Annotated in this window: 12 protein-coding genes; 9 read left to right on the plus strand and 3 right to left on the minus strand. The window is 64.0% G+C overall.

Going from position 1 to position 12,466, the window contains the following annotated elements; all coding sequences use genetic code 11:
* Positions 1-12 precede the first annotated feature (12 nt).
* The 4 genes from sufD (at position 13) to sufA (ending at position 3,414) form a co-directional block, all read left to right on the plus strand.
* Positions 13-1,281: a Fe-S cluster assembly protein SufD gene (gene sufD / locus ACLGL5_RS21460; protein ID WP_494372761.1), complete on the plus strand. Its 1,269-nt coding sequence runs from the start codon at positions 13-15 to the stop codon at positions 1,279-1,281.
* Between the two features lie 4 nt (positions 1,282-1,285).
* On the plus strand, positions 1,286-2,530 hold the full coding sequence (locus ACLGL5_RS21465; RefSeq protein WP_069093395.1) for a cysteine desulfurase: 1,245 nt from the start codon (positions 1,286-1,288) through the stop codon (positions 2,528-2,530).
* An 8-nt stretch (positions 2,531-2,538) separates the two neighbouring features.
* Entirely contained in the window at positions 2,539-2,931 is a 393-nt protein-coding gene (locus ACLGL5_RS21470) for an SUF system Fe-S cluster assembly protein (RefSeq protein WP_027046765.1), read from the plus strand.
* 102 nt (positions 2,932-3,033) lie between these two features.
* Positions 3,034-3,414, plus strand: a complete 381-nt coding sequence (sufA, locus tag ACLGL5_RS21475; RefSeq protein WP_069091979.1) for a Fe-S cluster assembly scaffold SufA — start codon at positions 3,034-3,036, stop codon at positions 3,412-3,414.
* A 127-nt stretch (positions 3,415-3,541) separates the two neighbouring features.
* On the opposite strand, the gene ACLGL5_RS21480 is transcribed toward sufA, so the two are convergent.
* Positions 3,542-4,039 (minus strand): GFA family protein, encoded by a 498-nt coding sequence (locus tag ACLGL5_RS21480; protein WP_069091980.1) that lies wholly within the window; start codon positions 4,037-4,039, stop codon positions 3,542-3,544.
* Positions 4,040-4,126: 87 nt separating this feature from the next.
* Between ACLGL5_RS21480 and ACLGL5_RS21485 the strand changes: the two genes are divergently transcribed.
* Positions 4,127-4,450, plus strand: coding sequence for a TfoX/Sxy family protein (locus tag ACLGL5_RS21485; RefSeq protein ID WP_069091981.1), 324 nt, complete (start codon positions 4,127-4,129; stop codon positions 4,448-4,450).
* 1 nt (position 4,451) lies between these two features.
* On the opposite strand, the gene ACLGL5_RS21490 is transcribed toward ACLGL5_RS21485, so the two are convergent.
* Positions 4,452-5,369, minus strand: a complete 918-nt coding sequence (locus ACLGL5_RS21490; protein ID WP_027046767.1) for a pseudouridine-5'-phosphate glycosidase — start codon at positions 5,367-5,369, stop codon at positions 4,452-4,454.
* Positions 5,370-5,433: 64 nt separating this feature from the next.
* On the minus strand, positions 5,434-6,378 hold the full coding sequence (locus ACLGL5_RS21495; RefSeq protein ID WP_019857763.1) for a carbohydrate kinase family protein: 945 nt from the start codon (positions 6,376-6,378) through the stop codon (positions 5,434-5,436).
* 281 nt (positions 6,379-6,659) lie between these two features.
* Here ACLGL5_RS21495 and recA point away from each other — a divergent pair, with 281 nt between their 5' ends.
* The 4 genes from recA (at position 6,660) to ACLGL5_RS21515 (ending at position 12,465) form a co-directional block, all read left to right on the plus strand.
* A complete protein-coding gene (recA, locus tag ACLGL5_RS21500) occupies positions 6,660-7,757 on the plus strand; it encodes a recombinase RecA (RefSeq protein WP_010909075.1) in 1,098 nt (365 codons plus the stop codon).
* Positions 7,758-8,016: 259 nt separating this feature from the next.
* A complete protein-coding gene (gene alaS / locus ACLGL5_RS21505) occupies positions 8,017-10,683 on the plus strand; it encodes an alanine--tRNA ligase (protein ID WP_019857764.1) in 2,667 nt (888 codons plus the stop codon).
* A gap of 10 nt (positions 10,684-10,693) precedes the next feature.
* Positions 10,694-11,989: an SDR family oxidoreductase gene (locus ACLGL5_RS21510; protein ID WP_019857765.1), complete on the plus strand. Its 1,296-nt coding sequence runs from the start codon at positions 10,694-10,696 to the stop codon at positions 11,987-11,989.
* The gene (locus tag ACLGL5_RS21515) at positions 11,986-12,465 is read left to right on the plus strand and encodes a DUF2269 family protein (RefSeq protein WP_019857766.1); all 480 of its coding nucleotides are present in this window, start codon (positions 11,986-11,988) and stop codon (positions 12,463-12,465) included. Before ACLGL5_RS21510 ends, ACLGL5_RS21515 begins: the two co-directional genes overlap by 4 nt.
* Position 12,466: the final 1 nt, after the last annotated feature.

Raw genomic sequence — 12,466 nt, forward strand, 5'->3', positions numbered from 1 at the left:
GAGGCAAGACTGATGAATATGCACACACAACCGCAGCGGACACCGGCCGAGACAGCGTTGATCGACGCGTTCGGCGACCGGCTGTCGCTGCTGCCGGGCGACGGCGCGGTGATGCTGAAGCGCGACGACGCGATTGAGGCGATCAAGCACGGCCTGCCGACGCGGCGCGTCGAATCCTGGCATTACACGGACCTGCGCCGGCTGTTGAACGTGGTGCCGGACTTCGATCCAGCCGCCATGGCCAAGGCCATCGCGCCGATCGTCGAAGGCTCCGCCGTTCTGCCGGTCCTGAACGGCAAGTCCGACGCAAAGGTGCCGGCCATCGAGGGCGTTGCCGTCCAGTGCCTGTCGGAAAAGTTGATTGATGGCAGCATCGCGCCGGGGCTCGATCCCTATGGCAGCGACGATGCCATAGGCGCGCTGAACACCGCTTTCGTTGCCGATGGTTATTTTGTCGACATCGCCGATGGCACGGAACTTGAAAAGCCGATCGAGCTGCAGAATGTGCAGGCCGGCGGCCAGACCCATGTGCGCCTGGCCGTTCGCGTCGGCGCCGGCGCCAAGGCCGTTATCGTCGAGCGTCAGGCGGGTGATGGCGCCGCGCTGGTCAGTTCCGTCAGCCAGCTCGTGCTTGGCGAGGGTGCCGAGGTGACATGGCTGATCGTCCAGGAGCAGCCGGACAGGGCGACGCATCTGGCGCAGTTTAAGGCCCATATCGGCAAGAACGCGAAACTGACGCTTTTCGTGATGAACGCTGGCGGCAAGCTTGTGCGCCAGGAGGTCATGGTCAAGACGACGGGCGAAGGCGCTGATTTCAAGCTGCGCGGCATCAACCTTCTGGCCGGCGACACCCACTCCGACGTGACGATGGTGCTCGACCACGCCGTGCCGCATACGACCTCGACCGAGGTCATCCGCAACGTGGTGACGGGCAAGGCACGCGGCGTCTTCCAGGGCCGCATCAACGTCCACCAATATGCGCAGAAGACGAATGCCAAGATGGCCTGCAACACGCTGTTGTTGTCGGACGATGGCGAGTTCTCGACCAAGCCGGAGCTCGAAATCTTCGCCGACGACGTCGTCTGCGGCCACGGCGCGACGGTGACCGAAATCGACCACGACCATCTGTTCTACCTGATGGCGCGCGGTGTCGACGAGAAGTCGGCTCGCGGTCTGCTGGTCAAGGCCTTCGTGGCCGAGGTGATCGAGGAACTGGACGACGAGACGATCGTCGAGGCGCTGGAAGCGAGACTCGACGAATGGTTTGTGACGCACGGGTGAAATGATGAACGCTCCAGGCAAGATCGGAGATTTCTACGACGTCGAGGCGATCCGCCGCGACTTCCCGATCCTGTCGCGCGAAGTCTATGGCAAACCGTTGGTCTACCTCGACAATGGCGCCTCGGCGCAGAAGCCGCAGGTGGTGCTGGACACGATCCAGCATGCCTATTGCCAGGAATACGCCAACGTCCATCGCGGCCTGCATTTCCTGTCCAACGCAGCGACCGATGCCTATGAAAAGGCGCGCGAGACGGTGCGCCGCTTCCTCAACGCGTCGAGCACCGACAACATCGTCTTCACCTCCAACACGACCTCGGCGATCAACACCGTCGCCTATGGCTATGGCATGCCCAATATCGGCGAGGGCGACGAGATCGTGCTGTCGATCATGGAGCACCACTCCAACATCGTTCCCTGGCATTTCATCCGCGAGCGGCAGGGCGCCAAGCTGGTCTGGGTGCCGGTCGACGATCTCGGCGTCTTCCACATTGAGGAGTTCGAGAAGCGGCTGACCGACCGCACCAAGCTGGTCGCCATCACGCAGATGTCGAATGCGCTGGGCACGGTGACGCCGATCAAGGAGATCGTGCGCATCGCGCACGCGCGTGGTATTCCCGTCCTTGTCGATGGCAGCCAGAGCGCCGTGCATATGCCGATCGACGTGCAGGATCTCGACTGCGACTTCTTCGTCTTCACCGGCCACAAGGTCTACGGTCCGTCTGGCATCGGCGTGCTCTACGGCAAGAAGGACATTCTCCAGGGCATGCGCCCCTTCATGGGCGGCGGGGAGATGATCGAGGAGGTGACGGAAGACATCGTTACCTACAACGAGCCGCCGCATCGCTTCGAGGCCGGCACGCCGCCGATCGTCCAGGCGATCGGGCTGGGTGCCGCCCTCGACTACATGGAAAAGATCGGCCGCGAACGGATCGCGGCGCACGAGGAAGACCTCAAGACCTACGCGCACGAGCGGCTGCGCGCCATCAACTCGCTGCGCATCTTCGGCGATGCGCCGGGCAAGGGCGCGATCATTTCCTTCGAACTGCAAGGCATTCATGCCCATGACGTGTCGATGGTGATAGACAGGCAGGGCGTGGCAGTGCGGGCCGGCACCCATTGTGCCCAGCCGCTGTTGAAACGCTTTGGTGTAACCTCCACATGCAGGGCATCGTTCGGCATGTACAATACCAGGGCCGAAGTCGACGCTTTGGCCGAGGCGCTTGAAAAAGCGCGAAAGTTCTTTGGGTGATGACGACCATGGACGATGTGAGCACAACCGAAGAGACCGCGCCGGAAACGGCTGCAAATGGCATCGTATCGGCCTCGGCCATTCCCGCCGACGAACTGGCGCGGCTGACCGACGACATCGTGTCGGCGCTGAAGACGGTCTACGACCCGGAAATTCCGGCCGACATCTACGAGCTCGGCCTCGTCTACAAGATCGACATCGAGGACGACCGCTCGGTCAAGATCGACATGACGCTGACCGCGCCGGGTTGCCCGGTGGCCGGTGAAATGCCGGGCTGGGTCGAAAATGCCGTCGGCGCCGTCGAAGGCGTGTCCGGCGTCGAGGTCAACATGACCTTCGACCCGCCCTGGTCGCCCGACCGTATGTCGGAAGAAGCGCAGGTGGCGGTGGGGTGGTACTAGCGTCGAGCCTGGTACACTTGCGCCAGGGGTAAAACTTCACCATTTTAGGTGAGGAATCATTCGGCAGGCCTTTAACCTGCATGGAATGGAGAAGGAAAGAGAATGGGACGCTTCGCCGTCATCACGATGACCGAAAAGGCCGCAGACCGGGTGCGCGAGATCGTGGCTACCCGAGACAACGCGCACGGCATCCGCCTCGGCATCAAGAAGGGCGGCTGCGCCGGCATGGAATATACGGTCGACCTGGTGACCGAGCCCAGCACCAAGGACGATCACATCGAACGCGACGGCGCCCATGTCTATGTGGCGCCGGAGGCCGCGCTTTTCCTGTTCGGCACCGAGATGGATTTCGAGCAGACCGCGCTGCGCACCGGCTTCACCTTCCACAACCCGAACCAGAGTTCGGCCTGCGGCTGCGGCGAGTCGGTCGAACTCAAGCCGGCCGACCTCAAGGCGCTGGCCGAAGCACGCGCTTCGGCCTGATCTTACTTCGCCCCGTCTGCGGGGAGAAGGTGTCACGAAGTGATGGGTGAGGGGCAGCACTGGCCCCTCCAAGGTTGGCGCTGCCGCGGCTAGCCTCATCTTGTCCCCGTAAACGGGGCGAAGGCCGCTAATCCACCCACATCCCCATCCGCTTGTGCCAGTCGGCGATCGATTCCTCGGGGTAGACGTCGAACGTCTTGTCGCCTTTGCCGATATCGGGTTCGACCCAGTTCGCCTTGTATTTCAACATCAGATGCACCTTTTCAGGCGGCCTCGGCAGGTCGCTGTCGATCGCCGAGGCGAAGGGGTGCACCAACTCCGGCCATGTCGGGTCGTAAAGCCAGAGCGCCGACCCGCATTTGCGGCAGAAATTGCGCTCGCCGGTCGAGACCTCGCAATGAGGATGCTCGTCGTCCTCGATCTCGGCACGGTAGACGCCAAGGTTCCGCTTACCCCTGATGTTCAGCGTTTCGTAGTCGGCGCCGAGATTGATGGCGAAACCACCGCCGCCCTGCTGCTTGCGGCAGATCGAGCAGTAGCACAGCATGAACGGTACGGGCGTGTGGCTCTCCACCTCGAAACGCACGGCGTTGCAGCGGCAGGACCCCTTGAGCAGAAGCGGCATGACAAGAACTCCGACGGAATGGTCAACCTGTCAGCATGATTTTCGTTGCGCGATGACAATGTCAAATGCCGGTGACATGATTGCGGCATGGACAATGAACGCATCGCCGAACTGTTCTCAGGGCTAGGCCCGGTCAGCATTCGCCGGCTGTTCGGCGGGAAGGGCATCTATTTCGACGGCGTCATCGTCGCCATCGTGCTGCGCGGCGAGTTGCTGCTCAAGGCCGACGAGCAAAGCGCGCCCGATTTCGAAGCCGAGGGCTGCAAGCAATGGGCCTATACCGGCAAGCGCCACGGCAAGCTGGTCGCCATGCCCTATTGGAGCATTCCCGACAGCGCCTTTGACGATCCCGACGAGATGACGGTGTGGGCGCGCCGCGCCTATGAGGCAGGGCGGCGCGCAGGCAAGTGAACTACAGCGCCTTGGCGATCTCGGCAGCCAGCCGCGCATTGTTTTCGACCAGCGCGATATTAGTCTTGAGGCTGCGGCCGCCGGTCAACTCCAGGATTTTTCCCAGAAGGAACGGCGTCACCGCCTTGCCGGTCACGTTGAGCGCCTCGGCCGCCTTTTGCGCGGCGTCGATATAGCCCGCCATCTCTTCAGCAGGGATTTCGTGGTTTTCCGGCACCGGATTGGCGATCAACATGCCGCCACCCAAGCCCAGTGCCTGCCGCGTCCGGAAGAAATGCGCGATCTCTTCGGGCTTATAAAGGGTCAGCGGGGCGCGGAACGGCGACTGCCGCGACCAGAAGGCGGGCATGGTCTCGCAGCCATGGCCGACGACAGGCACGCCTCGCGTCTCCAGCACTTCCAGCGTCTTTTCGATGTCGAGGATCGCCTTGGCGCCGGCCGAGACGACGATGACCGGCGTGCGCGCCAATTCGTCGAGATCGGCGGAGATGTCGAAGCTCTTCTCGGCGCCCTTGTGCACGCCGCCAATGCCGCCGGTGGCGAACACTTTTATCCCGACCATTTCAGCCGCGATCATGGTGGCGGCGACTGTCGTGCCACCCGTGCGCCCTTGCGCGACGGCAAAGCCGAGGTCGGCGCGCGACAGCTTCATGGCGTCACCGGTCATGGCCAGCGATTCGCGCTCGCCGTCGGACAGGCCGATCTTGATGCGGCCGCCAACCACGGCGATCGTCGCCGGTATGGCGCCGCCGTCGCTGATGATCTTCTCGACATTGGCCGCCATGGCGCCATTGTCGGGGTAGGGCATGCCATGGGTGATGATGGTGCTTTCCAGCGCCACAACCGGGCGCCCGGCGGCCAGGGCTTGCGCCACCGGTGCGTGGATGTCGATGAAGGGGCGGGCGGTTTCGGGGCTCATCTGGATCTCCAACTCGCGGTGCGGCGCATGCCGGCAATACAGCGGCACTATGAATTTGCCGGTCTCATGCCACTTCCTGCGCGTCCGGCACAAGTGCCAGCGCTTCCGCGAAGCTTGCCGCGGTAAAATCAGGGATGGCGTCGGCGCTTTCGATGGCCAGCGTCGCCGCCGCGACGCCTTCGCGCAAGGCCTGGCGCAGCGGCAGGCCGCGCAGCAAGGCTGCCACCGTCGCACCCGCCAGCGCGTCGCCGGCGCCGGTGACGTCGGCGACTTTTCTGGGGGCAGGCGGTTGGATCGAAAAAGCGCCTGTCTCGTCGAAACCCAGCACGGGCGCGCTGCCTGCCGTCACGACGCCGCTGGCAAGGCCGCTGCATCGCAAACCGTCGACGACGTCTCGCTCGGCGGCATTTGCATTGACGCCGGCCAGCGCGACGGCCTCGCGCCGGTTCATGAAGACCAGTGCCAGCGCGCCGAGCACCGGTATCAGCCGCACGACCTTGGCCGGCGAAATGGCAATGGCATAGACCGGCTTGCCGGCGGCAAGCGAAACCAGCCGCTCCAGTGCCGAAGACGGCAGATTGGCATCGCACAGTATGGCATCGGCGGCTGCGATCGCCTCGCGGACCTTGGAGCGCCTCATCTGCTTGGGAAACGCCAGATCGTACAGCGCCATGTCGGCGAAGCCGACGATCAACTCGCCCTCGCGATCGATCAGCGCCGTATAGCTCGGCGTCGTGCGGTCGAGGAAGACCGCCGACAGGTCTGCGATGCCTGCCTCGGCGATGGCTCGCGAAATGGTGTCGGCCCCGGCATCGCCGCCGCGCATCGACATCAGCGAGCCCGATACGCCGCGCCGCACCGTGCTGCGCAGCGCGTTGAACACGCCGCCGCCGACATCCTCGCGCATCGTGCCGGGATTGGACGCGGCCGGCACGTAGGCGCCGGACACCTGGCCACGCCGGTCGATATGGGCGCCGCCCACGGCCAGTATCTCTATGGATTTCACCATGCTGGCGATATGCCCTTTGTTATTGCGACTGCACAAGCGCTAGACTGCGCCGCAGACCTTCGCCAGCAAGATGGCGATTCGGCGGATCGATACAATCGAACAGTCTGGCCCAATGTGGGGCGCGTTCCTGTTCGATCTCTTGGTACGAAAAAAGAACAAATACGGATATGACTTGTTTTTCAGATATTTGATCCCTCTTGCCAAACGAGAACAAAAAAGGTACAAAATGGCAGGGATTACGGATTGTCCGGCCTTCATTGACGACCAAGGGGTGATGTATCATGGCTCAGAATTCTTTGCGGCTTGTAGAGGATAAGGCAGTGGACAAATCAAAGGCTCTGGATGCGGCGCTGTCGCAAATCGAGCGGGCTTTCGGCAAGGGCTCGATCATGCGGCTCGGCGCGAACGAGCAGGTCGTCGAGATCGAAACGGTGCCGACCGGCTCGCTCGGCCTCGACATCGCGCTCGGCGTCGGTGGCCTGCCGCGCGGCCGCATCATCGAGATCTACGGGCCGGAAAGCTCGGGCAAGACGACGCTGGCGCTGCACACGGTGGCCGAAGCCCAGAAGAAGGGCGGCATCTGCGCCTTCGTCGACGCCGAACACGCGCTCGACCCGGTCTATGCCCGCAAGCTCGGCGTCGATCTTGAAAACCTGCTGATCTCGCAGCCCGACACCGGCGAGCAGGCGCTGGAGATCTGCGACACGCTGGTGCGTTCCGGCGCCATCGACGTGCTGGTGGTCGATTCGGTTGCGGCACTGACGCCGCGCGCCGAAATCGAGGGCGAGATGGGCGATTCGCTGCCCGGCCTGCAGGCCCGCCTGATGAGCCAGGCGCTGCGCAAGCTGACCGCCTCGATCTCGCGATCCAACACCATGGTCATCTTCATCAATCAGATCCGCATGAAGATCGGCGTCATGTTCGGTTCGCCCGAGACCACGACCGGCGGCAACGCGCTGAAATTCTACGCGTCGGTGCGCCTCGACATTCGACGCATCGGCTCGGTCAAGGACCGCGACGAGGTCGTCGGCAACCAGACCCGCGTCAAGGTGGTCAAGAACAAGCTGGCGCCGCCCTTCAAGGTGGTAGAGTTCGACATCATGTATGGCGAGGGCGTGTCCAAGACCGGCGAGCTGGTTGATCTCGGCGTCAAGGCCGGCGTGGTCGAGAAGTCCGGCGCCTGGTTCTCCTACAATTCGCAACGCCTCGGCCAGGGCCGCGAAAATGCAAAACTGTTCCTGCGCGACAATCCCGATACGGCACGCGAGATCGAACTGGCGCTCAGGCAGAATGCCGGGCTGATCGCCGAAAAGTTCCTCGAAAATGGCGGGTCTGAAGGCGGCGACGACGGTTTTGAGGACGAAGCCGGCGCGATGTAGGGCAACGGACAGAGTTCGGCCATAAAGTCGGCCTATGACCTGATGCTTAAGTAATCGAGTTCTTTAGTACCGCGTCCAAAACCGCCGGCCTTCGCGCCGGCGGTTTTCGTTTTTGGGGCCAATAGACTCCCAGGATTGGCCCAGTTCCGTGTTTCTGGACAGGCTGGAGCGTGCCCGCTAAAAGGCCAAGTCTATTTCTGGAAAGCAGACACCAGTTTCCGCCGGCCGCGCCGGCGGTTTTCGCGAAAAGGCAGCAGTCATGAGTGGCGTGAACGAGATCCGGTCGACCTTTCTCGACTATTTCCGCAAGGAGGGCCACGAGGTCGTGGCCTCGAGCCCGCTCGTGCCGCGCAACGATCCGACATTGATGTTCACCAATGCCGGCATGGTGCAGTTCAAGAACGTCTTCACCGGTCTGGAGAAGCGGTCCTATTCGCGCGCCACCACCGCCCAGAAGAGCGTTCGCGCCGGCGGCAAGCACAACGACCTCGACAATGTCGGCTACACCGCGCGCCACCTGACCTTCTTCGAAATGCTCGGCAATTTCTCCTTCGGCGATTACTTCAAGGAGCGTGCCATCGAGCTTGCCTGGAACCTGATCACCAAGGAGTTCGGGCTGAAGAAGGACAAGCTGCTGGTCACTGTCTATCACACCGACGATGAGGCGGCCGGCTTCTGGAAGAAGATCGCCGGCTTCTCGGATGATCGCATCATCCGCATCGCGACCTCGGATAATTTCTGGGCGATGGGCGACACCGGTCCCTGCGGGCCGTGCTCGGAAATCTTCATCGATCGCGGCGAGCACATCTGGGGCGGTCCTCCCGGCAGCCCCGAAGAGGATGGTGATCGCTTCCTCGAATTCTGGAACCTGGTGTTCATGCAATATGAACAGGTGACGAAGGAGGAGCGCATCGACCTGCCGCGCCCGTCGATCGACACCGGCATGGGGCTGGAGCGCATGGCCTCCATCCTGCAGGGCGTGGAAAGCGTTTTCGAAACCGACCTGTTCCGGCATTTGATCGATGCGGCGTCCTCCGCGCTCGGGCGCGCGCCTGACGCGGAAACGGTGGCCTCCTACCGCGTCATTGCCGATCATTTGCGCTCGTCGTCCTTCCTGGTCGCCGACGGCGTGCTGCCTTCGAACGAAGGCCGCGGCTATGTGCTGCGCCGCATCATGCGCCGCGCCATGCGCCACGCGCAGCTGCTCGGCGCGAACGAACCGCTGATGTGGAAGCTGGTGCCGGCTCTGGTGCGCGAGATGGGCCAGGCCTATCCCGAGCTGCTGCGCGGCGAACAGCTGATCACCGAGACGCTGAAGCTCGAGGAGACGCGCTTCCGCAAGACGCTGGTGCGCGGCCTCGGCCTGCTCTCCGAGGCGACGGAAACGCTGCATGCCGGCGACATGTTGGATGGCGAGACGGCTTTCAAGCTTTATGACACCTACGGTTTCCCGCTTGACCTGACGCAGGACGCGCTGCGCCAGCGCAACATCTCGGTCGATCTTGCCGGCTTCACCAATGCGATGGAGCAGCAGAAGGCCGAGGCGCGCAAGCATTGGACCGGGTCTGGCGAGGCCGCCACTGAGACGGTGTGGTTCTCCGTGCGCGAACAGACCGGCGCCACCGAATTCCTCGGTTACGAGACCGAGCAGGCGGAAGGCCTGATCCAGGCGCTGGTCAAGGACGGCAAGACCGTCGACAGCGCCGGAAAGGGCGATGCCGTTGCGGTGGTCGTCAACCAGACGCCTTTCTATGGCGAGTCCGGCGGCCAGATGGGCGACACCGGCATCATCTCCGGCGAAGGGTTCTCGATCGAGATCGCGGACACGCAGAAGAAGGCCGACGGGCTGTTCGTGCATCTGGGCAAGGTGGCGAGCGGCACGGTCAGGACCGGCGCCGCCGTCGAGCTCAAAGTCGACCATGCGCGCCGCACCAGGCTGCGGGCGAACCACTCCGCCACGCACCTGATCCACGAGGCGCTGCGCGAGGTGCTGGGCACTCATGTCGCGCAGAAGGGCTCGCTGGTCGCGCCCGAGCGTCTGCGCTTCGACATCTCGCACAACAAGCCGATCTCGGCCGAGGAACTCGAAGAGGTCGAGCGCATGGCCAACGAAATCGTCGTGCAGAACGGCCCGGTGACCACGCGCCTGATGTCGGTCGACGACGCGATTGCGGAAGGCGCCATGGCGCTGTTCGGCGAGAAGTATGGCGACGAGGTACGCGTCGTGTCGATGGGCACGGGCCTGCACGGCGCCAAGGCCAACCGGCCCTATTCGGTCGAACTCTGCGGCGGCACGCATGTCAGGGCGACCGGCGATATCGGCCTGGTCCGCGTCGTCTCCGACAGCGCGGTCGCCGCCGGCGTGCGCCGTATTGAGGCGCTGACCGGCGAGGCGGCCAGAAAACATCTCGACGAGCAGGATCGGCGTCTGAAGGCGGCGGCAGCCGTGCTGAAAATCTCGCCCGCCGACGTGCCGGCCCGCGTCGAGGCTTTGCTCGAAGAGCGCAAGAAGCTCGAGAAGGACCTGACCGAAGCGCGCAAGAAACTGGCGCTGGGCGGCGGCGCCGCGGCGGGTGCACCCTCGGAGAACGAGACGGTCGCGGGCGTTGGCTTCCTCGGCAAGGCGGTCTCCGGCGTCTCGCCGAAGGATCTGAAGCCGCTGGCCGATGCCGGCAAGACCTCGCTCGGCTCCGGCGTCGTCGTCTTTGTCGGTGCCGGCGAGGACAACAAGGCAAGCGTCGTCGTCGCCGTTACCGACGACCTCGTCGGCCGCTTCAGCGCCGTCGACCTGGTGCGCGTCGCCTCCGCCGCCTTGGGCGGGCAGGGCGGTGGCGGGCGGCCCGACATGGCCCAGGCCGGCGGCCCGGATGCCTCGAAGGCCAATGATGCGATCGCGGCTGTGAAGGCGGCGCTCGAAGCCGCCTGAAAGCCATGACATGAATGTTCTCGTCCTCGGTGGCTATGGGTTGATCGGGGACGCCGTCATTGGCCGTTTGCTTCGCGACGGTCATCATGTGACCGGTCTCGGCCGCGATGTTCAGGATGCCGGGCGGCGTCGGCCCGCGGTTCGCTGGATCGCGGCGGACATGTCGAAACTGCTTGCCGCCGAAGACTGGCTGCCGGTGGTTGCGGGCATGGACGCGGTGGTCAATGCGGCGGGCGCCTTGCAGGACGGCCCGCGCGACCGCCTCGACGCTGTTCATCGGGGCTCGGTGGTGGCACTCGTTGCTGCCTGCGAACAGGCCGGTGTTCACCGCTTTGCGCAGATCTCCGCGATCGGCGCCGATCTCGCTTCGGCAAATCCTTTCTTCAGCACCAAGGCGCAAGGCGACCAGGCCGTCGCAAGCTCCTCGCTGGCGTGGACCATCCTGCGGCCGGGCCTGGTGATCGCGCCCGCCGCCTATGGCGGAACGGCACTTCTGCGTGCCCTTGCGACATTTCCGGGTTTTGTTCCGGCCGTCATGACGCGCCAGCCGATCCAGACCGTGGCGGTCACCGACGTTGCCGAAGCGGTGTCACGGGCGGTCGCCGGATCGCTGCCGCCCCGACTTGCCGTCGATCTCGTTGAAGCCAATGCCAGACCGCTCGCCGAGGTCTTGACCGCCTTGCGTGCGTGGCTTGGCCTGCAGCCCGCAAGAGTGGTGCCGATGCCTGCCATTCTCGGCCGGCTTGCGGGCGCGGTTGCCGATATGCTTGGCATTCTCGGCTGGCGGTCCCCGCTGCGCAGCGCAGCCCTTGCTGCCGTGGCGCGCGGCGTCACGGGCGACGCAGCGGCTTGGAACCGAATTTCCGGCCGTCCGCTTCAGCCGCTGGAAGCAACGCTGGCCGATATGTCCGCCAATGTCCAGGAACGATGGTTCGGCCGCCTCTGGCTGGCAAAGCCTGTCATCTTCGCTTGCCTGTCCTTGTTTTGGCTTGTTTCGGGTGTCGTCGGTCTGATCCGGCAAGAGGCAGCGGCGGATATCCTTGTTTCGCACGGCGTCTCGGCGAGCCTCGCTCACATCTTGGTTCTCGTCGGAAGTGCTGCGGATATCCTGGTTGGCGCGGCTGTCGTGGTTCGATCCCTGGCCCGGCACGCGCTGCTGGCGATGATTGCGATCACGCTGTCCTATCTGGCGGGCGCGACGCTCCTTGTCCCCGGCCTATGGCTCGATCCACTGGGACCGCTGGTCAAGACGATCCCGGCGCTTTGCCTAGTGCTGGTGGCGCTCGCGGTGCTCGACGAGCGATGAGCCTCTGGGCCGACATATTGCGCTGGGCGCATGTTATCGGCGCCACGGTTCTGTTCGGCACTGGCGCCGGCATCGCCTTCTTCATGCTAATGGCGCAACGCAGCGGACGCGCCGACCTCGTCGCCCATGTCGCGGGCACGGTCGTCATCGCCGACACGATTTTTACGGCGACCGCCGTCATCGTGCAGCCGATCACGGGCGTGCTGCTGGCTCAGGCACTGGGCTGGCCGCTCAACGAAGGCTGGATCGTTCTGTCCTTGCTGCTTTATGTCGTCACCGGCCTGTTCTGGCTGCCGGTCGTCTGGATTCAGATCCGGATCCGCAACCTGGCGCGGCAGGCCGCCATCGAAAACGCGCCGCTGCCCGCCGAAGAGAAACGCCTGTTTCGCATCTGGTTTGCTTGCGGCTTGCCGGCTTTCGCCGCCGTGCTTGCCATTCTCTGGCTGATGGTGACCCGGCCCGAGATAGGGTTTTAGC

Source organism: Mesorhizobium sp. U510 (genome assembly GCF_059180695.1).

What these genes read in the sequence shown, in the direction of transcription:
- ACLGL5_RS21510 (WP_019857765.1), top strand. Translation starts at nt 10,694, where the DNA reads ATGAATGTTCTCGTCCTCGGTGGCTATGGGTTGATCGGGGACGCCGTC.
- recA (WP_010909075.1), top strand. Translation starts at nt 6,660, where the DNA reads ATGGCTCAGAATTCTTTGCGGCTTGTAGAGGATAAGGCAGTGGACAAA.
- ACLGL5_RS21485 (WP_069091981.1), top strand. Translation starts at nt 4,127, where the DNA reads ATGGACAATGAACGCATCGCCGAACTGTTCTCAGGGCTAGGCCCGGTC.
- sufA (WP_069091979.1), top strand. Translation starts at nt 3,034, where the DNA reads ATGGGACGCTTCGCCGTCATCACGATGACCGAAAAGGCCGCAGACCGG.
- ACLGL5_RS21465 (WP_069093395.1), top strand. Translation starts at nt 1,286, where the DNA reads ATGAACGCTCCAGGCAAGATCGGAGATTTCTACGACGTCGAGGCGATC.
- alaS (WP_019857764.1), top strand. Translation starts at nt 8,017, where the DNA reads ATGAGTGGCGTGAACGAGATCCGGTCGACCTTTCTCGACTATTTCCGC.
- ACLGL5_RS21515 (WP_019857766.1), top strand. Translation starts at nt 11,986, where the DNA reads ATGAGCCTCTGGGCCGACATATTGCGCTGGGCGCATGTTATCGGCGCC.
- ACLGL5_RS21470 (WP_027046765.1), top strand. Translation starts at nt 2,539, where the DNA reads ATGGACGATGTGAGCACAACCGAAGAGACCGCGCCGGAAACGGCTGCA.
- ACLGL5_RS21495 (WP_019857763.1), bottom strand. Translation starts at nt 6,378, where the DNA reads ATGGTGAAATCCATAGAGATACTGGCCGTGGGCGGCGCCCATATCGAC.
- ACLGL5_RS21480 (WP_069091980.1), bottom strand. Translation starts at nt 4,039, where the DNA reads ATGCCGCTTCTGCTCAAGGGGTCCTGCCGCTGCAACGCCGTGCGTTTC.
- ACLGL5_RS21490 (WP_027046767.1), bottom strand. Translation starts at nt 5,369, where the DNA reads ATGAGCCCCGAAACCGCCCGCCCCTTCATCGACATCCACGCACCGGTG.
- sufD (WP_494372761.1), top strand. Translation starts at nt 13, where the DNA reads ATGAATATGCACACACAACCGCAGCGGACACCGGCCGAGACAGCGTTG.